Below are 19,585 nucleotides of genomic sequence, written 5' to 3' on the forward strand. Positions count from 1 at the left end.
GCTAGTCGCGCTTCTTCCCCTTGCCGAAGACGATCTCATCCCAGCTGGGCACCGAGGACCGCTTGGCCTTCTTGCGTCCATGACCGCCGTCGTCTTCTGCCTCTTCATGACGGGTCACCGTCTCGTCGGCCTGCCGAAAGTCTGCGGCCGAGAGGCCCGGTACGACGGTGTATTCGCTGGTGTTCGTGCTGACACCGTCTGGCAGGTGCGGCAGCTCATCGTCATCGTCGTCGTCATGCGGCGGAACGATTCCCAGTCGGCGGGCTTCACCTTCATCGGCGAAATCCTCGTCCCGTGGGTGCGCTGCGGGGATGGAACCCTTGGAGAGCATCACGGCGAGGGCATCGTCGCCCTCCTCGTCCACTCCAAGGCGTTGTCCACGGCGGGCACGCAGCACGTCGAGCAGTTCTTCGGCGTCGGGGTCTCCGGGAGAAGCCGGACCAGTGTCGGAACCGTGCGTTTCATGGCCGGCGTCGGATTCGAAATCAAAGGGGCGGTCGGCTACTGCCGTGAGTCGACGGTTGGTGAAGGCATTCTCCACCGGTTCCAGTTCACTCAGGACCTGAGCCCACCGGTTGGCGTTCTGCAACGATTTTCGGGCCGGATGGAACACCCACATGGCCGGCGGCTCCTCGCCGATACTGGCATCTGTTTCGGAACCCGAGGCGTCGAATTCGGCCGAGATGTTCCAGGCCCCGTCACTACGACGCCAAGCATCCCACTGCAACGACGAGGCGCTGACGCCGAGGGCGTTGAGCCGGACGTCGACCATCTCACCGAGGGAGGCCGGTTCATCGCCGAAGGCCGAACGGTAGGTGTCGTGGGCCTGGGGTGCGGAGACCTCCACGCCACGAGCTTGCTGGGCAACGTAGTCGCGTTCGGCGCGAACGGGGCCCTCGTAGCGCAGCACACGGTCCAACGGGAAGCCCGATTCCTCGGCAACCTCTTCGGCGGTGGCACCATTGCGGATCCGGGTTTGGATCTCCCGCGGGGAGAATGTTGCCGGTGCCTGCTCGGCGCCGGACGCGGCGGGGCGACCGATGGGGCGGGCAGTGGCGGCGCGTAGCGCCTCGTCGATGCGCAGCACAAAGCTGGACCCATCGTCGCTGCTCAACAGCAGGTGCTCGCCATCCTCTTGGACACCTACGAGCCGAAGTTGCTGCATACTTTCCCTCCACGGACGCTCACGTACGGATACGACTCTGCCACCGGGGGAGGGGAAAAGTCAGTATTTGCCGTGGTGTGGCGCGGTTAGTTTGGTCTCAGGTGGGCCCGGGAACCCCGGTCGAGCCGCCCACGGGAAGAGGCGGGGAACCCTGCTGGGTCGATGCCGTCCTGCGGTCGCCGTCCACGGGGCCACGGACATTGGCTTTTTGCTCCCCGATGGTGAACAATCTGTGCGTCACGGGCACAAAATGTGTCCTCGTGGCGTTGTATCTTGAGGGTCGGGAACGCCGGACCAACCCAGAACATACCAGCACGACATCTCGGCGCGACGCCGCTAGAGCAACGGTGCCGGGGGCCTATCCGGCCCCAACCCAGCAATGACCGGAGCGTGATGGAGAAACTATGGCGACAGACTACGACGCGCCACGGAAGAATGACGACGAAGCCAACCAGGAGTCCCTCGAAGAACTGAAGGGACGCGGCAAGGACCATCAGTCACCGGTGGTCGACGAGGATGAGACCGAGCTGGCCGACGGCTATGAGCTGCCCGGCGCCGATCTCTCCGGAGAAGAACTCCTCGTCCGAGTGCTCCCGGCACAAACGGACGAATTTACCTGTGCTTCCTGTTTCCTGGTCCGGCACCGTTCCCAGGTCGCCAAGGAAAAGGGCGGACTGCTGTACTGCAAGGACTGCGAAGGCTGAAGGCCGCGGCGGGTCCCACTGCCGCTCCTCTAGGCGCGCGCGGTCTGCTGGAGGGCTCGGAGCAGCTCCTCCGGGCGGCGGGTCGATGCCAGCCAGTATGGGGTGGCATCGAGTGGATCAACGATTTCGAGTTTGACGACCGGGTCGATCCAGCCGCGCAGGCAAAGGTAGGCGGTCCCGTTCAGGGCAGGACCACGTTCAAAGGTGGCGTCGTCGCCTCGATGGGCGGAAACCTCGCCGATATAGCGGCATTCGATGCTGGCCCGGCCAACTTTAAACCAGTCCTGGGTCAAACTGATGGTCGGCGTCAGGGTCAATAAGGCGATGCCGACGGCAAAGAACACGACGATGCCCACGACGATGGAAACGTTCAAATTGATGGGAAGGACCATGGCTGTACCGGCGAAACCGGTTCCCACCACGAGGATCCACATCCACCAGGCCGGCCACAATTTTTCACGGAAGATCTCAGAGGACGCTGCAGAGGGGGTCGAATCAGGCATACCACCAGCTTAGTTCGCCCAGAGCCTCTCGTGGACGCATTGGGGCTGGACGGCAATCGGGCTAGAGTGAACACGGTCATGACCCTCAACGCCCTGGAGAATCCGGCTACGATGCCCGAGCAGCCCACCACCACCCTTGACGTCCAGCTAAAGATGCTCGACCCCGGCTTGGAGCCGCCGTCGTACGCCCACCCCGGAGACGCGGGGGCCGATCTGCGTACCCGCGAAGATGTGGTCCTGGAACCGGGGGAGCGGAAGCTGGTTCCCACAGGAGTGGCCATCGCCTTGCCGATCGGCTTCGTCGCGTTGGTCCATCCGCGTTCCGGACTGGCCACGAAAAAGGGACTCACCATCGTCAACGCCCCGGGAACCGTCGACGCCGGCTATCGCGGGGAGTTATGCGTGACCCTGCTGAACACCGACACGCGGACGCCGATCGAACTGAACCGTGGTGACCGGATCGCCCAACTGGTCATCCAACGCGTGGAGCATGCGGCGTTCATTCCCGTCGCCGAACTGCCCGATTCGGTGCGCGGAGCCGGGGGCTTCGGCTCGACCGGAGGATTCGCCGACACGGCAGCCCGCTGAGCCCACCCCACCTACTTCACCACCTGCGGCCCCACGGGCCGGGAGGAGCAACGATGATTTTCAAACGCCGCACCAATTCAACGAACGACGACGCAGCCACCACGCCCGAGGACGAGCAGCTCCCGGATGCCGACGTGGTCGCGGCCGGCAACGAACAGGGTCCCTTCGATATCGACGAGGCACCGGACCACGGGCACTACATCGACCTCGGAGCCCTGAAGATCGAACCGATCGAGGGCATGCAGCTGCGCCTCGAGGTCGAGGAGGGATCCCAGCGGGTCATCGCCGCGGCCCTTGAACTCGACGGTTCACGCCTGCAGCTCCAGGTCTTTGCCGCACCGAAATCCAGCGGCCTGTGGGATGGCATCTCAGCCCAGATCGAAGAAAGCATCGGCGAACAGAACGGCAAAATCGATCGGGTCGAAGGACGCTTTGGCACCGAATTGGTGGCCCGTGTCCCCGCCGACGGCCCCGATGGCGAGCAAGGATTCATGGTAGCCCGTTTCATCGGCATCGACGGCGGACGCTGGTTCCTGCGCGCAGTGGTGGGTGGACCGGCGACCCTGGACCGCGCCCAGGCCGAACGCCTCGAGGACCGACTGGCCCGGGTCGTCGTCGAACGCGGCAACCAGCCCATGCCTCCCCAGGAATTGCTCCCATTGACGATGCCGGCCGGCGCCGTCACCCGCTCGGCGAACGACGCCGAGGAAACCGAGGACACCACGGACAGCAGCAACGAACGTGGTCTGCAGGGCAGGCCGGAACGCGGACCGGAGATCACCGAAATTGGCTGAGCGTGGCGTCGCAGCCCGACGCCGCGGCCTGGCCTCCCGTTCGGGCGGATACACCGGGCCCGACCGGGCCGAGCGCTGTTACACCCTGGACCAGCTTCCCGAACGGGGCAGGGTGCTCGCCCGCGGCTTCGTGGAGAACATCAGGATCCTGCCCAGCGCCCAGGCACCGGTGTTTACCGCAGGCGTCGTTGACGCCCCGGCTCCGCCCGGTGGGCGACGGACCCCGGTGGCACGCATCGTGCTGGTCTGGAACGGCCAACGCCGCGTGCCCGGCATCGAAGCGGGCACCCGACTGCGTTTCGAGGGGATGATCGCCCGCGTCGACGGCGTGCCAACGATCTACAACCCCCGATACGAGATCTTGCCCGAGGACGAACATGACGTAGAGGACGAGGTATGAGCCAAAGCCCCGAGGGGGAGCCGACCCCGGATGAAGGTCACGACCAGGCAGAGGACCTCGGCCGTCGAATAGCCGAAGGATCGGGGATCCACCGGACCGCTGCCGGGCAGGTCGACGTCCTGAAAACCGTCGGGGGTGTCCGTGGCCTGATCGAGGCGCTGCTGCCGGGGATCGTCTTCCTGGTGGTCTTCATGATCCTGCGGGAGCTGAACCCGGCGCTGATTTCTTCCCTCGCCATTGCGGCCATCTTCACCGTCGCCCGATTGGTCCGCAAAACTGGGCTGACCCAGGCACTGACCGGCCTCTTCGGTGTCCTCATCTGTGCGGTCTTTGCCCGCACCACCGGCAATGCGCGTGACTTCTACGTCCCTGGCTTCTACACCAACGGTGCCTACCTGCTGGGCTTCGTGATCTCCATCGTGGTCCGTTGGCCGCTGATGGGCCTGGTCTTCGGCTTCATCCGCGGTGAGGGCGTTGATTGGCGGACCGATCGGGCCCGTCGCTTCTCCTATGCGGTGGCCACCTGGATCATCGCCGGGGTGATGGGGGCCCGACTCCTGGTTCAGCTGCCCCTCTATGCTGCGGACAACATCGAAGCACTCGGCGCGGCCCGCATCGTGATGGGCATCCCGCTCTACGCGATGGGACTCTGGCTGGCGTGGCTGGTTTCCCGGCCGGCCACCGGCGGCCAAACCCAACCAGAAGCCCCATCAGCCGCGCAGGACTGATTCCTGCGGGCCCACCCGGCAGGACTGGCCCGGCAGGGCCGCTGCCCCGCGGGTGGGGCACGCGTTTCAATCGCGGAAAGCGTCCGAAGCATCCTCTGATTCGGCGTCGTTCCGCGACCTGGTGTCCAAACGCAGAACCGCACGCAGATCGTTTTCGGCCGCAATCGCGGTAATGAAGAACAGCTCGTCGCCGCCTTCGATCACGTCATCGGGGCTCGGGGTGATCGCCAAATCATCACGCAGGATCGCCACTACTGCAGTGTCCTGCGGCCAGGGGACCTCGCCCAGTGTGGAGCCGATCAGCGCCGCATCGGTGGGGACCGTGAATTCAACCATGGACGTCACCCCGGTCTGCAGGGTGAGCAACCGCACCACATCCCCGACCTCGACGGCCTCCTCCACGAGGGCGGTCATCATGCGCGGGGTGCTGACGGCCACGTCGACGCCCCAAGCGTCGTCGAAGAGCCAATCGTTCTTCGGGTTATTCACCCGCCCCACGGTCCGGCCGACCCCGAATTCGCTTTTGGCCAGCAGGGAGACCACCAGGTTGACCTTGTCGTCACCGGTGGCCGAAACCACCACGTCGACGTCGGCAAGTTGGGCATCCTTGAGCGTGGTCAGCTCGCAGGCGTCCCCGAACAGCCACGTAGCACCCTGGACGCCACTGCGACCGACAACCTCAGGCTTCTCATCGATCAACAGGACATCGTGTCCGTGGGAGAGGAGCTCTTTGGCGATGGAGGAGCCGACGCTGCCGGCCCCAGCGATAACGATCTTCACAGGTTCTCCTCCTCGTCGGGTTCCTGGGTGGTGGGTGCCTTGGAGAGGATCCTGTCGATTTCCCCCATGGAAGCCACGGCCATCATGGCGTGCAGGATATCGCCCTGCTGCAGCCGGGCGTCGGGGCGGGGGATCTGACCTTCACCAAACCGGGTCAGGTAGGCGACCCGGATCCCTGACACCTCTTCGATTTCGGCCAGACTGCGCCCGTACCACCCATCATGGAGGGCGACCTCTCCGAGGATCAGCCGGCCCGAGGCCTCACGGAAGTCCCCGTTGATGCCTTGTTCGGGCAGAACCCGGCGGAGGACCTGATCGGCACTCCAGCGCACCGCTGCCACGGTGGGGATCCCCAGCCGCTGGTAGATCTCGGCCCGACCCGGGTCATAGATCCGGGCCACCACATGCGGGACATGGTAGTTTTCGCGGGCCACCCGGGTGGCCAGGATATTCGAATTGTCACCGCTGGAGACCGCCGCGAAGGCATAGGCATTGGCGATATCCGCCCGTTCCAGGGTTTCCCTGTCGAAGCCGACACCGCTGACCTTCTGGCCGGTGAAACCGCGGCGAAGGCGTCGGAACGCCCGGTCATCCTGGTCGATGATCGCCACGGTGTGTCCGGCGTCGTCCAAGGTATGGGCCAGCGTGACGCCGACGCGCCCGCACCCCATGATGACGAAATGGGCCATGCCTTGCTCCCCGTGGTTGTCGTACTGACGGCAGGGCCTGCGAAACCCCGTTGATGGCTTCCAGTCTCCCACGTCGGATCGCCCGCGCGCCCGGTGGCGGTGCGGCGTGTATGACAGATATGCCGTCCACGGGCTAACTTTGACTGGTGCTGACGTTTCTTGACGCGCTAAAACGGATCCTGGTTGGCAGACCATTCCGCACCGAACGGCTGAAACAGGCGCCACTGCGCCGCCGGCTCGCGCTTCCGCTGCTGTCCTCCAACGCGCTATCTTCCGTGGCCTACGCTCCCGATGAAGTGCTCATGACGCTGGCCATCGCCGGGCTCTCGGCGATCTACTTCTCGCCGCTGATCGGCATCGCCATCATGGCGGTGATGATGGTGATCATCGCTTCCTACCGGCAATCGGTGAAGGCCTACCCCTCGGGGCGTGGTGACTACGAGATCGCCAGCGTCAACCTCGGGGCCCGCGCCGGCACCACGGTGGCCTCGGCCCTCCTGGTTGATTTCGTGTTGACCGTTGCCGTCTCCATGTCAGCGGCGGCCCACTATGTGGTCGCGGCCTTCCCGTCCTTGAACGGGCACCAGGCGTTACTGGCCGGCGCCGGCGTCGTGCTCCTCGCCGTGCTGAACCTGCGGGGCCTGGGCCGTTCGCGACTGGGCAATGCGCTGCCCACCTATCTGTTCATCGGAGCCATGCTGGTGATGATCCTCGTCGGATCGATCAGCGCTGCCCTGGGCCGGCTGGGTTCGGCGCCCAGTGCGGGGTTCGATATCGTGCCGCAGGAGGGCTACGACCCGGCCCTGACCGGGATGCTGGGCGCCGTACTGGTTCTGCGCGCCTTCTCCACCGGCTCGGCAGCGCTGACGGGCATCGAAGCGCCCATCAGCAACGTCCAGAACCTCGCCCGGCCCCGGGCCCGGAATGCGGCATCGATTCTGTTGCTCCTGGGCCTGATTGCCACCGTCCTGACCCTGGGAACCATGTTCCTGGCCCGGGCGGCCCGAGTGCATATGGTTGAAAGTCCGCAACAGAATCTGAGCGCCGACGGCGGACCCATCCCGGGGGGCTACATCCAGAACCCGGTGCTCAGCCAACTGGCCCACGCGGTCTTTGGTGGGGGGAGCATCGGTTTCTACGTCATCCTGGCGGTCACCGTCGCCGTCTTGGGTATGGCAGGACATTCGGCATTCAGCTCCTTCCCCAACCTCGCCTCGCATCTGGCCACCGACGGCTTCCTGCCGCGGCAACTCCGGACCCGGGGAGACCGGCTGGGCTTCAGCAACGGCATTATCGCCTTGGGTGTCGGGGCCCTGGTGCTCGTTCTGGTCTTCGGTGCCCATGTAGCCACCCTGATCCAGCTCTACGTCGTCGGCGTTTTTGTCTCCTTCACGCTCAGTCAGCTCGGCATGGTCAAGCACTGGACCCGGCAGCTGGCGAGCACCGCCAACCAACGCGTGCGTCACCGAATCATGCGTTCTCGCCTGCTGAACCTCGTCGGATTCGTGCTGACCGCCGCCGTGCTGGTCATCGTGCTGGTCACCAAATTCATTTTCGGTGCCTGGCTGGCCGTGGTGGCCATCATGGCGATGTTCATGATCATGTCCTCGATCCATGCGCACTACGCCGCGGTCGACCGTGAACTGGCGGTCGATGAGCAGGGAACCACCAAGGCCCTCCCGGCCCGGGTCCATGCCCTGATCCTCGTCTCGACGCTGCGCAAACCGGTGTTGCGGGCCGTGGCCTTCGCCCGGGCCGGCCGCCCCTCCAAACTTGATGCCATCATCGTGGACATCGACCAGGAAGCCACGGCACGGACCGTCGCCGAATGGGAACGGCTGCAGATCCCGGTGCCCATCACCGTCCTGGCCTCGCCCTACCGGGAGACGGCGGCACCGATCATCGACTACATCAAGGGCATCAAATCCAATTCACCCCGTGACCTGGTGGTCGTCTACATCCCCGAATACGTCGTGGGGCGCTGGTGGGAACAACTGGTGCACAACCAGACGGCGCTTCGCATCAAGACCCGGCTGCATTTCGTCCCCGGGGTCGTGGTGGCCAGTGTCCCCTGGCAGTTATCCGAAGAAACCCATGGCAGAGCCCTCTTCGAACACGAACGCGGGATCACCGGGACCGACGAGGACACACGAGCGCACGACGGCGGGAGCACCAGTTGAGCCAGCGGGAAGAACCAGCGACGGGCGATCTGATCGACGTCGAGATCGGCGCCCCGGCCCATGGCGGCCATTTTGTCGCCAGACACCAGGGCAGGGTCGTCTTCGTCCGCCATGCCCTGCCCGGCGAACGGGTGCAGGCTCGGCTGACCGATGCCGGCGAGGGAGCCCGTTTCTGGCGGGCCGACGCCGTGGAGATCCTGCAGGGCTCCGAACACCGGGTGCCGCATTTCTGGCCCGAAGCCGATGCCCTGGCTCGGCATGCGGCGGGGGAGCTGCCGGTCGGCGGCGCCGAATTCGGGCATGCGGAGCTCGGCTACCAGCGGGAACTGAAATCCGCGATTGTCCGCGAACAACTTGAACGCCTGGCCGGCCTGGACGCGGCAGCCGTGGGTTTCACCGGCGTCGAGGAGGCGCCGGGGGAACGCGCCGACGGGCTGGGATGGAGGACCCGGGCGGCATTTAGCGTCGATACGGCGGGACGCTTGGCGATGAACGCCCACCATTCCGATCGGCTCGTTCCCATCCGCCGGCTGCCGCTGGCCGTCGAGGCGATCAATGACCTTTCACTGGCGGATTTGCCGTTGCACGGACTCGAACGGATCGAAGTCGCGGCACCTTCCGGTGGGGGAAGCCCGCTGGTGCTGCTCGTCGAACGCCCCGGCGCCAAACCGGGAGCCGCGACCCGCCTGGCCAAGGCCTTGCCGGAAGGCACCAACGCCGCGTTGATCACCCAGCACGGCGGTTCGGCAGCCGACGGGGCGGGAACCCTGCACCGGCTGCGTGGCAGGACCTGGGTGGCCGAACAGGCTGCGGGGGAGACCTACCGGGTCACCGGGGAGGGATTCTGGCAGATCCACCGCAGCGCACCCGAGGCTCTGAACGACGCCGTCCAAGCGATCCTGGACCCGCAACCGGGTCAGGTCTTCGCCGACCTCTATGCTGGCGCCGGACTCTTCACCGTGCCGTTGGCCTGGGCCGTCGGGGCCGAGGGGATCGTCCTGTCCATCGAGGGGGCCCCGGGAACCAGCAAAGATGCCCGCCGCAACATCCAGGGGCTAGATCAGGTCCTGATCCGCCAGGGCCGGGTCGAAAAGATCCTGCGCAGCGAGGCGGCCCGGTTGCCCCGGGGCCTGGACGGTGTGGTGCTGGATCCGCCACGCACCGGCGTCGGACGGGCCGGTGTGGCCGCGGTGAGCACCGCCAGACCGGGGAGGATCGCCTACGTTTCCTGCGATCCGGCGTCGTTCTCTCGGGATCTTCGCGACTTTGCCGCGAAGGGCTACGTCACCGAATCGGTACGGGCCCTGGATCTCTACCCGCAGACCCACCACGTGGAGTGCGTGGCGGCGCTGGTCCCGGCCGCCACCAGATAGACTGGGCCCGAGCTCTGCCGCAATCCCAACGTGCCTCCCGGCCGGTTAGGTTCGCCTTACTGGCGGGATGCCCGTGCGTGCAACAAAGATGAAAGTCTGGCGAGAGGAGTCCCAGTGAGTAATGTGGACAGCTTTGGTGCCAAGGGCGTATTGGACGTCCAAGGCAACGAATATGAAATTTTCCGGCTGAACGCGGTCGAGGGCAGCGACAGCCTTCCGTACAGCCTTAAGATCCTTCTGGAGAACCTGCTTCGGACCGAGGACGGCAAGAACATCACTGCCGACCACGTTCGTGCGCTGGCCCAATGGGATCAGAACGCCCAGCCGAGCACGGAGATCCAGTTCACTCCGGCCCGCGTGCTGATGCAGGACTTCACCGGCGTGCCGTGTGTTGTCGACCTGGCCACCATGCGTGAAGCCGTCGAGGACCTGGGCGGTGACCCGACCCGGGTGAACCCGCTGGCTCCCGCGGAAATGGTGATCGACCACTCCGTCCAGATCGACGTGTTCGGTAATAAGGACGCCATCGAACGCAATATGGAGATCGAGTACCAGCGCAATGGCGAGCGGTACCAGTTCCTGCGTTGGGGCCAGACGGCGTTCGATGACTTCAAGGTCGTCCCCCCGGGCACCGGCATCGTGCACCAGGTCAATATCGAGTACCTGGCCCGCACGGTCATGACCCGCGAAGTCGATGGCAAGCTGCGCGCCTACCCCGACTCCTGTGTCGGCACCGACTCGCACACCACCATGGTCAATGGCCTGGGTGTGCTGGGCTGGGGCGTCGGCGGCATCGAGGCCGAGGCGGCCATGCTCGGCCAGCCCGTCTCCATGCTGATCCCGCGGGTGGTGGGCTTCAAGCTCGCCGGCTCCATCCCCGCAGGTGCCACCGCGACCGACGTCGTTCTCACGATCACCGAACAGCTGCGCCAGCACGGCGTGGTCGGCAAATTCGTCGAGTTCTACGGCGAAGGCGTCGCCCAGGTGCCGCTGGCCAACCGCGCCACGATCGGCAACATGTCCCCGGAGTTCGGCTCCACCGCAGCCATGTTCCCCATCGACGATGTGACCCTGGACTACCTGCGCCTGACCGGCCGCTCCGAAGAGAACGTCGCCCTCGTGGAGGCGTACACCAAGGAACAGGGCCTCTGGCACGACCCGTCGAAGGAACTGCGTTTCTCCGAGTACCTCGAGCTGGACCTGTCCACCGTGGTTCCCTCCATCGCCGGCCCGAAGCGTCCTCAGGATCGCATCGAGCTGACCAGCGCGAAGGAGCAGTTCCGCAAGGACATCCACAACTACGCCGCCGGTGACGCCGACGATCGCAACGTGGGCCGTCCCTCGAAGTCCGTGGACGTGAAGACCGCCGATGGCCGCGAATTCTCGCTGGACCACGGCATCGTCTCCATCGCCTCCATCACCTCGTGCACCAACACGTCCAACCCCTCGGTGATGCTCGCAGCAGCCCTGCTGGCCCGCAACGCCGTGGACAAGGGCCTGGCCTCGAAGCCGTGGGTCAAGACCTCCGTCGCCCCCGGCTCCAAGGTCGTCACCGACTACTACGAGAAGTCCGGCCTGAGCCCGTACCTGGAGAAGCTCGGCTTCTACATCGTCGGCTACGGCTGCACGACCTGCATCGGCAACTCAGGCCCATTGGAAGCGGAGATCTCCGAGGCCATCCAGGCCAACGACCTCTCCGTCACCTCGGTCCTGTCGGGTAACCGCAACTTCGAGGGCCGGATCAACCCGGACGTGAAGATGAACTACCTGGCCTCCCCGCCGCTGGTCATCGCCTACGCCCTGGCCGGGACCATGGACTTCGACTTCGAGGCCGAACCCCTGGGCCAGGACGATGCCGGAACCGACGTCTTCCTCAAGGACATCTGGCCGAACCCCGTCGAGGTCCAGCAGGTCATGGACGCCTCCATCGACAAGGACATGTTCGCCAAGGGCTACGAGGGTGTCTTCGACGGAGACGACCGCTGGAAGGCGCTGGATACCCCGGCTGGCAACACCTTCGAGTGGGCCGAGGATTCCACCTACGTGCGCAAGCCCCCATACTTCGATGGCATGAAGGCACAGCCGGAGCCGGTCTCCGACATCGACGGTGCCCGCGTGCTGCTGAAGCTGGGCGATTCGGTCACCACCGACCACATCTCCCCGGCCGGCTCGTTCAAGTCCGATTCCCCGGCGGGACAGTACCTGCTGGCCAATGGCGTGGATCGTAAGGACTTCAACTCCTACGGCTCCCGTCGTGGCAACCACGAGGTCATGATCCGCGGTACGTTCGCGAACATCCGCATCCGCAACCAGCTCCTGGACAACATCGAGGGTGGCTTCACCCGCGACTTCACCCAGGACGGCGGACCACAGAACACGGTCTTCGACGCGGCGACGAACTACGAAGCCGAAGGGACCCCGCTGGTCGTGCTGGCCGGCAAGGAATACGGTTCAGGCTCCTCACGTGACTGGGCCGCCAAGGGCACCGCACTGTTGGGCGTCAAGGCCGTCCTGGCCGAGAGCTACGAGCGGATCCACCGCTCGAACCTCATCGGGATGGGCGTGCTGCCGCTTCAGTTCCCCGAGGGCGAGTCCACCTCGACCCTGGGGCTGGACGGCACCGAGTCCTTCTCGATCGCCGGGGTGACCGAACTCAACGAGGGGACCACCCCCTCCACGCTGAAGGTCACCGCCACCGCGCAAGACGGCTCCACCCAGTCCTTCGATGCCGTGCTGCGCATCGATACCCCCGGTGAGGCCGACTACTACCGCAACGGCGGCATCCTGCAGTACGTGCTGCGTCAGATCTCCGGCAGCTAACGGCAGATCCACCGCAGACGGGGCGGGCCATCCGGGATACCGGGTGGCCCGCCCTTTTGCGTGCCCGGGCCCGGCTGGCGCGGCGGGGGTTATAGGATTTGGAGATGGACGCACTGACCGACTCGTGGCCGCTCTTCGGCCTGCACCTGTCCACTCCGCGCCTGGAGCTGCGGGCGGTCACCGACGAGGACCTGCCGGCCTTCCAAGCTGCCGGGCTCAGCGGCATCCACGAGCCCGGGCGCAGCCCCTTCTCCCATCCCTGGACCGACGTCCCCGATGCCGAGCTGCCGGCGAACATGGCCCGCCATGTGTGGCGGACCCGCGCCCAGACGCAGCCCGGGGACTGGACGCTGTCCTTCGGGGTCTGGCATGAAGGCGAACTGGTGGGGATGCAGGATCTGCTGGGGCAGGATTTCGCCCGGATGCGACTGGTCACCACCGGCTCCTGGTTGACTCGTTCGGCCCAAGGACGGGGCATCGGTACGGAGATGCGCACCGCCGTCGTGCTCTATGCCTTCGACCACCTCGGTGCCCAGGTGGCCGAATCCGACGCCGCCAGCTGGAACCTCTCCTCGTTGGGGGTCTCCCGCGCGGTGGGCTATGAGGACAACGGGGTGACCCGGCGGATGTGGGGCGACTCCGCCCAGGAGGTACAACGAGTGCGGCTGACCTCCGAGCTGCTGCGGCGGCCCGACTGGTCGCTGCAGGTCACCGGGCATGACGCCGCCGCCACTTTCCTCGGTTTGCCTGAGTCCGCGCAAGCGGTGCCGGGTCGAGAACCCGTCGCCGTGCGCAGTACGATGGAATGATGTTTCCGGCTGCGAAAGGACGAACCGGCATGGGATTGCTCGAGACCATCCATGAGCCGCGCGATTTGCGTGGTCTGGGTGCGCAACAGCTTCAGCAATTGGCGGAGGAGATCCGGGCCTTCCTGATTGCCAACGTCTCCCGTACCGGAGGACATCTGGGCCCGAATCTGGGGGTCGTGGAGCTCACGTTGGGGATCCACCGGGTCTTCGATTCCCCGCGTGATTCCATCGTTTTCGATACAGGACACCAGTCCTACGTTCATAAGCTGCTGACCGGGCGGCAGGACTTCTCCACGCTGCGCCAACAGGACGGGCTCGCCGGCTACCCCGAACGCTCCGAATCGGTCCACGACATCGTCGAGTCCTCGCATGCCTCCAGTTCGCTATCCTGGGCCGAGGGCATCTCCCGGGCCCGGAAGCTTTCCGGGGAAGGGGACCGCTACGTCGTCGCCGTCGTCGGGGACGGAGCCCTGACCGGCGGCATGGCCTGGGAGGCCGTGAACAACATCGCCGCCGATAAGGATCGCCGGGTCGTGATCGTGGTCAACGATAATGGCCGGTCCTACGCCCCCACCGTCGGCGGTCTGGCCGACCAGTTGGGCGCCCTGCGCCAACGCACCCTGGATAAGGTCAGGACCCACCCCGTCTACGAAGACACCCTGAACTGGTGGAAGGACCGACTCCAGCAAGGCGGCGCCGTGAGCCGTTTTGCCTATAAGTCGCTGCACGCCACCAAGAAGGGCATGAAGGACTGGTGGGCCCCGCAGGGGCTGTTCGAGGATCTGGGCATGAAGTACATCGGCCCGATCGACGGACACAACCAGGAGGCCGTGGAAGAGGCCCTGCAGCAGGCTCGGCAGTACGAGGGCCCGGTGATCGTGCATACGCTCACCGAGAAGGGGCGTGGCTACGGTCCCGCCCTGGCCGACCCGAACGACCAGATGCATTCGGTGGGGGTCATCGACCCCGAAACCGGCGAACCCGTCTCCCGGCCCGGAGCCCAGTCCTGGACCTCGGTCTTCGGCGAAGAGATTGCCGAGATCGCCGACGAACGCCGAGACATCGTCGCCGTCACCGGAGCCATGCTCATCCCGGTCGGGCTGTCCACGATGGCCGCCCGCCACCCCGAACGGGTCATCGACGTCGGTATCGCCGAACAGCATGCGTTGACCAGCGCCGCCGGCATGGCCTTCGGTGGACTGCACCCCGTCGTGGCGCTATACGCGACGTTCCTGAACCGGGCCTTCGACCAGCTGCTCATGGACGTTGCCCTGCACCGCGCCGGAGTGACCGTCGTGCTGGACCGGGCAGGAGTCACCGGCCCCGACGGGCCCAGCCACCATGGCATGTGGGATATGGCACTGCTGCAATCGGTTCCCGGACTCTCCTTGGCGGCGCCCCGGGACGCCACCCGGCTGCGCGAGGAATTGCGCGAAGCCGTAGCCATCAACGATGCCCCGACCGTCCTGCGCTTCTCCAAGGGCAGTGTCGGTCAGGAACTGGAAGCCATTGAACGTCTCGACGACGGCGTGGACGTGCTGGCGCGGCACGGCGAAGGAGAGCGGGATGTCCTCGTCGTCGCCGTCGGTTCCATGGCCGGATTGAGCCTGGAAGTCGCAGAACGGCTCGAGGCCCAGGGGGTGAGTTCCACGGTGGTGGATCCGCGTTGGGTCCTTCCGGTCGCCCGATCCATCATCTCCTTGGCGGCGCGCCACCGGATCGTGGTCTGCATCGAGGACGGCGTGAAGGCCGGCGCCGTCGGCTCGCGGATCCGCCAGGAAATGCGTGCCGCAGGGGTCGATACGGCACTGAACGAAGTGGGCCTGCCGACGCAGTTCCTCAAACACGGTTCTCGGAACCAGATCCTGGAGCGGGTTGGCCTGACCGCCAACCAGATCACCCAGGACACCCTGGCCCAGGTGCTGGGAACCAAGGTCCCCTTCGCCCGGCCGCTACCCGGCCAGGATGCCCCCACCGGCCAGATACCCCGCCTATGAGGCGGCTAGAATCGTTGGCTGCAGCCCCCGGTGACATTTCCGTAGGTGACGTGGTGATCGCCCGGGCGTGGAAACATGATGGCTGGCCGCATTGGGTCGTCCCCGGCAGGTACCTGGGGGCCGACGAACACGGGCACTGGGTCATCCAACCGGCAGGTTCGCTGGTGGCCCGACCCGGCGCTGCCTTCGCCGCGGAGTCGGATGCCATTTGCCTGTTTCCCCACGCAGCCGATTGGGTCGCCACGTTTTACGACGACTCCCATCCCGGTCACTTCCGGCTCTATATCGATGTCTCCCGGAATCTGGGCTGGCAAGCGCTGAAGCCCGTCGGGTGGGAATTCAACTCCATTGATATGGACTTGGACGTGGTCCGTTCCACGCGCCGGGGCATCTACCTCGACGACGAGGACGAATTCGAGGAGCATGCCCTGTCCATGGGCTACCCCGAAGAACTGGCAGAGCGGATGCGTGCCGCCGCCCAGGAGTTGCTGGTGGGCGTGAAGACCCTGAAGGAACCGTTCGGGGTGTGCGCCGACGCCTGGTTCGAGCGCGGACGCCGGCTGCTGGCACAGGCAGTAGGCTAGATGCGTCGACGCGCCGCCACCGAAGCGGGGGCGCCGAACCACAGCATGAGCACAGGCCCGAACCGAGGAGAATCGCATGCCGATCCAGCGCACCTACCGCCGCGACGACGACGGGGTCCTGCAATTCCGTGAGGCCTGGTTCGAGCAGGGCGAGGGCGAGGAAGCCGGCCAGTTCGTGGTCAACCACGGCACCGTCGGAAATTTGTCCACCACCAAGGAAGCCGTCGACGTCGATGCCGAACGGGGGGCGGGTCTGATGGAGGCCTTCGCCGACCAGTGCGCCACGGACGGGTTTGCTCAACTGACCGGGGCCGACCAGTCGTGGGTGATTGCCCAATATGCGTTGAAGACCACCGAAGGAACCCAGCGCGACGAATACTTGCGCGATAAGGCGATGGAAGCGCTGCGCGGCCATCTGGCCTGGCGCGGTCTGGGCACGGTGGAGTCGAGCGACTTTGCCCCTCGTAAACTCAATATCCGCATCCTCTCCCCGGAGCCAGGCAAGGCGGTCACCGCGATCACCACGTGCATTCGGCAGGCCAAACTCGACTTCACCAAACTTTCCATCGGTGTGGCACCCCACGACGCCCCGGAGGCGGCCAAACAGAAGTATCCGATGCCGCCCAAGATTCCGTTCTCCGTGGCCTGATCCGGCCCAGTCCCGACCCGTCTTTTGAAAGGACGTACCCCGTGAGCTCCTCCGGCAATTCGACCCGTACCGCGACCGCCGAAACACCTCCAGATATGGAATACCGCCGTCTGGGCCGCTCGGGGCTGAGCGTCTCCGTCGTGGGCTTGGGGTGTAATAATCTGGGCCGCAGCGGTACCGCCACGGAATCACAGGAGGGGACCAACGCGATCGTTCACGCGGCGTTGGACGCCGGGATCACCCTGTTCGACACCGCCGACACGTACGGGCGTGAACCCGGACTCTCGGAGACCCGCCTGGGCAAGGCCCTGGGCAGACGGCGGGAAGACGTGGTGGTGGCCACGAAGTTCGGCATGGACGCCGGGGGAGCCAACGGACGGGATTTCGGTGCCCGCGGTTCCCGCAAGTACATCATGCAGTCGGTGGAGGCCTCGCTGGGCCGGCTGGGGACCGATTACATCGACCTCTACCAGTTCCACACCCCCGACGACCTGACCCCGATCGATGAGACGTTGGCCGCCCTCGATGACCTCGTGGCCTCCGGAAAAGTCCGCTACATCGGTCACTCCAACCGGGCCGGTTGGCAGATCGCCGAAGCCGAATTCACCGCCCGCGCCGGCGGCTACACCCGATTCATTTCCAGCCAGAACCACTACAACTTATTGGACCGTCGGGCCGAACTCGAGGTCCTCCCGGCCTCAAACGCCTACGGGTTGGGTGTGTTGCCCTACTTCCCGTTGGCCAACGGTCTACTGACCGGCAAGTACACGACCGGACAGGCGCCCACGGGCAGCCGGCTGAGCCACTCGCGGCAAAACCTGTTGGAGAGGGCCGATTTCGACCAGCTGGCCGAACTCGCCGATTTTGCTGCGGCCCGGCACCTGACACCGGTGCAGGTGGCCTTCTCCTGGCTGGCAGCCCAGGCACCGGTTTCCAGCGTCATTGCCGGAGCCACCCGGGTGGAACAAGTCCGCCAGAATGCCGCAGCAGCAGCCTGGAAGCCCACCGCCGACGACCTGATCGAACTGGACCGTATTTTCCCTCGTGAGCCGAAAGTCGCTCTCTTCTAGGAGGGGACCTCATGAGCGAATCAGCAGAGGAACTGAACACACTGCCGGACTTCGAGCGCTGGGAAACGTTCTGGGTGGGCGGCCAACGCGTCGGTGCCCTGCATCGCGTCTGGCAAGATTCGGTGCTGTTGACCCGCATCGCCATCGAGGACGAATCGGGGGACTATCTGGCCGAGTCACGGATCCGCTTCGTGCCCGGCCCCGACTGGGATCTGAGCTGGTTCCATTCCAGTGGGATGGATGAACCGGTCCTGTTGCATAATCCGGCCAACTGGACCCACACCGGCAGCCTGCCGGTGGTCACAGCAGAATCTCTGACCGCCCTCGACGGGCGTGAACTGCCCACGGGAGTGAGCCGGCAAGCCCCGGCGGGCACGGTCCCGGGGTACGGGGAGTTCCTCGTCTTGCAGAACCTCATCGGACGCGGCCTGTTGGAGGCGTCATGGCGGAGCATCCACGACGATGACGGGCAGGTGCAGCAAACGAAGATGGTGGCCGTCGCGGACCAGCAGCCACCTGAATACGTATCGGCACCTCTTACCGGCGGACCGACGCTGCGGTATGACCGTTTCGACGATGACCAACGCGCGGCCAGCCATTGGTTGGTCGACGGGGCGATTCTGGCCAGCGAATGGGGAGGAGCGTATTCGCTTCGGGTCGCGGATGAGGCCGGATCCGCGGCCTGGGAGTCCATCGCCGGGCTACAAGAATCCACCGCCCGCTTCCTGCTCCACGGTACCCGCCCCTGACCACGGGACCGGGGTGGACTAGAGGTAGATCAGGACGTCCTTGCCCTTGATCTCCGCGGCAAAACGGGCCAGCGGTTTAGAGGCGGGGCCGACCACTGCCGATCCGTCATCATGGGAGAATTCCGAGCCATGGCAGGGGCACTTGAAGTCCTTTTTCGTCACGCCCACCGTGCACCCCTGATGGGTACAAACCGCCGTATAGGCCAGAACCGTGGTCTCGTCCTTGCGCCAGAGCAAGTACGTGTCACCGCTGACGGCCACCGAGGCGCTCTCGCCGACGGCCAACTCGTCGGTGGTCGTCGCTTTCGTGGCTTCGCCGCTGGGTTCGGGGACTTCCTCAACGGAGGAGCCGCCGCCGCAGGCCGCCAAGGCGGCGCCGGTCCCCAGAACCAATGAACCTCCCAGAACGGTCCGACGTCCGGTGGTCTGCGCTGTGAACTGTTCCATGAATCCATTGTGGCACCTGGGCGAATCGGCAGGAAACCCCCGGGCGGACTAGGGGTAGAGCACGATCTTTCCATCGGTGATTTCTGCCGCATAACGGGTCAGTGCCTCGCGGGCGGGGCCACCGGTGGCCGTACCGTCATCTGGGTTGAAATGCGATTCGTGGCAGGGACAGATGAAATCGGCCTCGCCCGGACCCACCCGGCACCCGGCATGTGTGCAGACGGCGGTATAGGCCAGAACCGTCTCATCGTCCTTGCGGTAGAGCAGATACGTTTCGCCGGTGGCTTCGGCATCGACGTTCACCATGGCACCCACGGGAAGGTCCGCGACAGGAGCGACCGTCAGTGGGGTACCGGTAGGTTCCGGCACAGGCTGTGAGGTGTTCTGGGGCGCCGCTGAGGACCCGTCCCCGCAGGCGGCGAGCGTCGTGCCCGCCCCGAGGGCAAGCGTGGATCCCAGGACCAGACGGCGACACGGTTGTGCTGAGGTGCTCATACCGTGATTCTTTCATGACCACGCAGGACGGCGATGCCCCGGGAAGGGGGCATCGCCGTCA

General features: G+C 65.6%; 21 protein-coding genes. 14 read left to right on the top strand and 7 right to left on the bottom strand.

Going from position 1 to position 19,585, the window contains the following annotated elements:
- Position 1: 1 nt before the first annotated feature.
- Positions 2-1,165: a septation protein SepH gene (gene sepH / locus FM101_RS11960; protein ID WP_086999880.1), complete on the bottom strand. Its 1,164-nt coding sequence runs from the start codon at positions 1,163-1,165 to the stop codon at positions 2-4.
- Positions 1,166-1,262: 97 nt separating this feature from the next.
- Complete coding sequence (locus FM101_RS15765; protein WP_158225889.1) at positions 1,263-1,406, bottom strand: hypothetical protein; 144 nt, start codon at positions 1,404-1,406, stop codon at positions 1,263-1,265.
- 163 nt (positions 1,407-1,569) lie between these two features.
- On the opposite strand from FM101_RS15765, the gene FM101_RS11965 reads away from it, so the two are divergent.
- On the top strand, positions 1,570-1,869 hold the full coding sequence (locus FM101_RS11965; RefSeq protein ID WP_086999882.1) for a DUF4193 domain-containing protein: 300 nt from the start codon (positions 1,570-1,572) through the stop codon (positions 1,867-1,869).
- A gap of 29 nt (positions 1,870-1,898) precedes the next feature.
- Here FM101_RS11965 and FM101_RS11970 read toward each other — a convergent pair whose 3' ends face one another.
- Positions 1,899-2,372: a DUF3093 domain-containing protein gene (locus tag FM101_RS11970; protein ID WP_086999884.1), complete on the bottom strand. Its 474-nt coding sequence runs from the start codon at positions 2,370-2,372 to the stop codon at positions 1,899-1,901.
- A gap of 78 nt (positions 2,373-2,450) precedes the next feature.
- Here FM101_RS11970 and dut point away from each other — a divergent pair, with 78 nt between their 5' ends.
- Genes dut through FM101_RS11990 form a run of 4 tightly spaced genes read left to right on the top strand, consistent with a single transcriptional unit; the run spans position 2,451 to position 4,882 of the window.
- Positions 2,451-2,960: a dUTP diphosphatase gene (gene dut / locus FM101_RS11975; RefSeq protein WP_086999886.1), complete on the top strand. Its 510-nt coding sequence runs from the start codon at positions 2,451-2,453 to the stop codon at positions 2,958-2,960.
- A 53-nt stretch (positions 2,961-3,013) separates the two neighbouring features.
- Positions 3,014-3,754 carry a DUF3710 domain-containing protein gene (locus tag FM101_RS11980; RefSeq protein ID WP_086999888.1) on the top strand — a complete coding sequence of 247 codons (741 nt, stop codon included), beginning with the start codon at positions 3,014-3,016 and terminating at the stop codon, positions 3,752-3,754.
- Positions 3,747-4,154 (top strand): hypothetical protein, encoded by a 408-nt coding sequence (locus FM101_RS11985; protein ID WP_342744391.1) that lies wholly within the window; start codon positions 3,747-3,749, stop codon positions 4,152-4,154. The genes FM101_RS11980 and FM101_RS11985 overlap by 8 nt, the downstream gene beginning before the upstream one ends.
- Positions 4,151-4,882, top strand: coding sequence for a DUF3159 domain-containing protein (locus FM101_RS11990; protein ID WP_086999890.1), 732 nt, complete (start codon positions 4,151-4,153; stop codon positions 4,880-4,882). The genes FM101_RS11985 and FM101_RS11990 overlap by 4 nt, the downstream gene beginning before the upstream one ends.
- A 66-nt stretch (positions 4,883-4,948) precedes the next feature.
- Here FM101_RS11990 and FM101_RS11995 read toward each other — a convergent pair whose 3' ends face one another.
- Positions 4,949-5,662: a potassium channel family protein gene (locus tag FM101_RS11995; RefSeq protein WP_086999892.1), complete on the bottom strand. Its 714-nt coding sequence runs from the start codon at positions 5,660-5,662 to the stop codon at positions 4,949-4,951.
- A complete protein-coding gene (locus FM101_RS12000; RefSeq protein ID WP_086999894.1) occupies positions 5,659-6,351 on the bottom strand; it encodes a potassium channel family protein in 693 nt (230 codons plus the stop codon). The genes FM101_RS11995 and FM101_RS12000 overlap by 4 nt, the downstream gene beginning before the upstream one ends.
- Before the next feature lie 146 nt (positions 6,352-6,497).
- Between FM101_RS12000 and FM101_RS12005 the strand changes: the two genes are divergently transcribed.
- The 9 genes from FM101_RS12005 to FM101_RS12045 all read left to right on the top strand — a co-directional run bounded on the left by FM101_RS12005 (position 6,498) and on the right by FM101_RS12045 (position 18,582).
- Positions 6,498-8,531, top strand: a complete 2,034-nt coding sequence (locus FM101_RS12005; protein ID WP_086999897.1) for an APC family permease — start codon at positions 6,498-6,500, stop codon at positions 8,529-8,531.
- Entirely contained in the window at positions 8,528-9,904 is a 1,377-nt protein-coding gene (locus tag FM101_RS12010; protein WP_086999899.1) for a class I SAM-dependent RNA methyltransferase, read from the top strand. The genes FM101_RS12005 and FM101_RS12010 overlap by 4 nt, the downstream gene beginning before the upstream one ends.
- Positions 9,905-10,018: 114 nt before the next feature.
- Positions 10,019-12,724 carry an aconitate hydratase AcnA gene (gene acnA, locus FM101_RS12015; protein ID WP_086999901.1) on the top strand — a complete coding sequence of 902 codons (2,706 nt, stop codon included), beginning with the start codon at positions 10,019-10,021 and terminating at the stop codon, positions 12,722-12,724.
- Between the two features lie 104 nt (positions 12,725-12,828).
- On the top strand, positions 12,829-13,533 hold the full coding sequence (locus tag FM101_RS12020) for a GNAT family N-acetyltransferase (RefSeq protein ID WP_086999903.1): 705 nt from the start codon (positions 12,829-12,831) through the stop codon (positions 13,531-13,533).
- Between the two features lie 29 nt (positions 13,534-13,562).
- A complete protein-coding gene (gene dxs, locus FM101_RS12025) occupies positions 13,563-15,530 on the top strand; it encodes a 1-deoxy-D-xylulose-5-phosphate synthase (RefSeq protein WP_087000066.1) in 1,968 nt (655 codons plus the stop codon).
- On the top strand, positions 15,527-16,114 hold the full coding sequence (locus FM101_RS12030) for a DUF402 domain-containing protein (protein ID WP_086999905.1): 588 nt from the start codon (positions 15,527-15,529) through the stop codon (positions 16,112-16,114). The genes dxs and FM101_RS12030 overlap by 4 nt, the downstream gene beginning before the upstream one ends.
- Before the next feature lie 76 nt (positions 16,115-16,190).
- Complete coding sequence (locus FM101_RS12035) at positions 16,191-16,763, top strand: hypothetical protein (protein ID WP_086999907.1); 573 nt, start codon at positions 16,191-16,193, stop codon at positions 16,761-16,763.
- A gap of 95 nt (positions 16,764-16,858) precedes the next feature.
- Positions 16,859-17,833: an aldo/keto reductase gene (locus FM101_RS12040; protein WP_087000068.1), complete on the top strand. Its 975-nt coding sequence runs from the start codon at positions 16,859-16,861 to the stop codon at positions 17,831-17,833.
- Positions 17,834-17,844: 11 nt separating this feature from the next.
- Positions 17,845-18,582 carry a hypothetical protein gene (locus FM101_RS12045; RefSeq protein ID WP_086999909.1) on the top strand — a complete coding sequence of 246 codons (738 nt, stop codon included), beginning with the start codon at positions 17,845-17,847 and terminating at the stop codon, positions 18,580-18,582.
- A gap of 18 nt (positions 18,583-18,600) precedes the next feature.
- Here the strand turns inward: FM101_RS12045 and FM101_RS12050 are convergent, their stop codons facing one another.
- The gene (locus tag FM101_RS12050; RefSeq protein ID WP_086999911.1) at positions 18,601-19,029 is read right to left on the bottom strand and encodes a Rieske (2Fe-2S) protein; all 429 of its coding nucleotides are present in this window, start codon (positions 19,027-19,029) and stop codon (positions 18,601-18,603) included.
- 48 nt (positions 19,030-19,077) lie between these two features.
- On the bottom strand, positions 19,078-19,524 hold the full coding sequence (locus FM101_RS12055) for a Rieske (2Fe-2S) protein (protein WP_086999913.1): 447 nt from the start codon (positions 19,522-19,524) through the stop codon (positions 19,078-19,080).
- Positions 19,525-19,585: the final 61 nt, after the last annotated feature.

The sequence above is a fragment of the Arthrobacter rhombi genome, from assembly GCF_900163545.1.
Classification (GTDB): Bacteria; Actinomycetota; Actinomycetes; order Actinomycetales; family Micrococcaceae; genus Arthrobacter_H; species Arthrobacter_H rhombi_A.

What these genes read in the sequence shown, in the direction of transcription:
- FM101_RS12040 (WP_087000068.1), top strand. Translation starts at nt 16,859, where the DNA reads ATGGAATACCGCCGTCTGGGCCGCTCGGGGCTGAGCGTCTCCGTCGTG.
- FM101_RS12045 (WP_086999909.1), top strand. Translation starts at nt 17,845, where the DNA reads ATGAGCGAATCAGCAGAGGAACTGAACACACTGCCGGACTTCGAGCGC.
- sepH (WP_086999880.1), bottom strand. Translation starts at nt 1,165, where the DNA reads ATGCAGCAACTTCGGCTCGTAGGTGTCCAAGAGGATGGCGAGCACCTG.
- FM101_RS11970 (WP_086999884.1), bottom strand. Translation starts at nt 2,372, where the DNA reads ATGCCTGATTCGACCCCCTCTGCAGCGTCCTCTGAGATCTTCCGTGAA.
- FM101_RS12055 (WP_086999913.1), bottom strand. Translation starts at nt 19,524, where the DNA reads ATGAGCACCTCAGCACAACCGTGTCGCCGTCTGGTCCTGGGATCCACG.
- dxs (WP_087000066.1), top strand. Translation starts at nt 13,563, where the DNA reads ATGGGATTGCTCGAGACCATCCATGAGCCGCGCGATTTGCGTGGTCTG.
- FM101_RS11990 (WP_086999890.1), top strand. Translation starts at nt 4,151, where the DNA reads ATGAGCCAAAGCCCCGAGGGGGAGCCGACCCCGGATGAAGGTCACGAC.
- FM101_RS12020 (WP_086999903.1), top strand. Translation starts at nt 12,829, where the DNA reads ATGGACGCACTGACCGACTCGTGGCCGCTCTTCGGCCTGCACCTGTCC.
- FM101_RS12030 (WP_086999905.1), top strand. Translation starts at nt 15,527, where the DNA reads ATGAGGCGGCTAGAATCGTTGGCTGCAGCCCCCGGTGACATTTCCGTA.
- FM101_RS12050 (WP_086999911.1), bottom strand. Translation starts at nt 19,029, where the DNA reads ATGGAACAGTTCACAGCGCAGACCACCGGACGTCGGACCGTTCTGGGA.
- FM101_RS11965 (WP_086999882.1), top strand. Translation starts at nt 1,570, where the DNA reads ATGGCGACAGACTACGACGCGCCACGGAAGAATGACGACGAAGCCAAC.
- FM101_RS11980 (WP_086999888.1), top strand. Translation starts at nt 3,014, where the DNA reads ATGATTTTCAAACGCCGCACCAATTCAACGAACGACGACGCAGCCACC.
- dut (WP_086999886.1), top strand. Translation starts at nt 2,451, where the DNA reads ATGACCCTCAACGCCCTGGAGAATCCGGCTACGATGCCCGAGCAGCCC.
- FM101_RS12035 (WP_086999907.1), top strand. Translation starts at nt 16,191, where the DNA reads ATGCCGATCCAGCGCACCTACCGCCGCGACGACGACGGGGTCCTGCAA.
- FM101_RS12000 (WP_086999894.1), bottom strand. Translation starts at nt 6,351, where the DNA reads ATGGCCCATTTCGTCATCATGGGGTGCGGGCGCGTCGGCGTCACGCTG.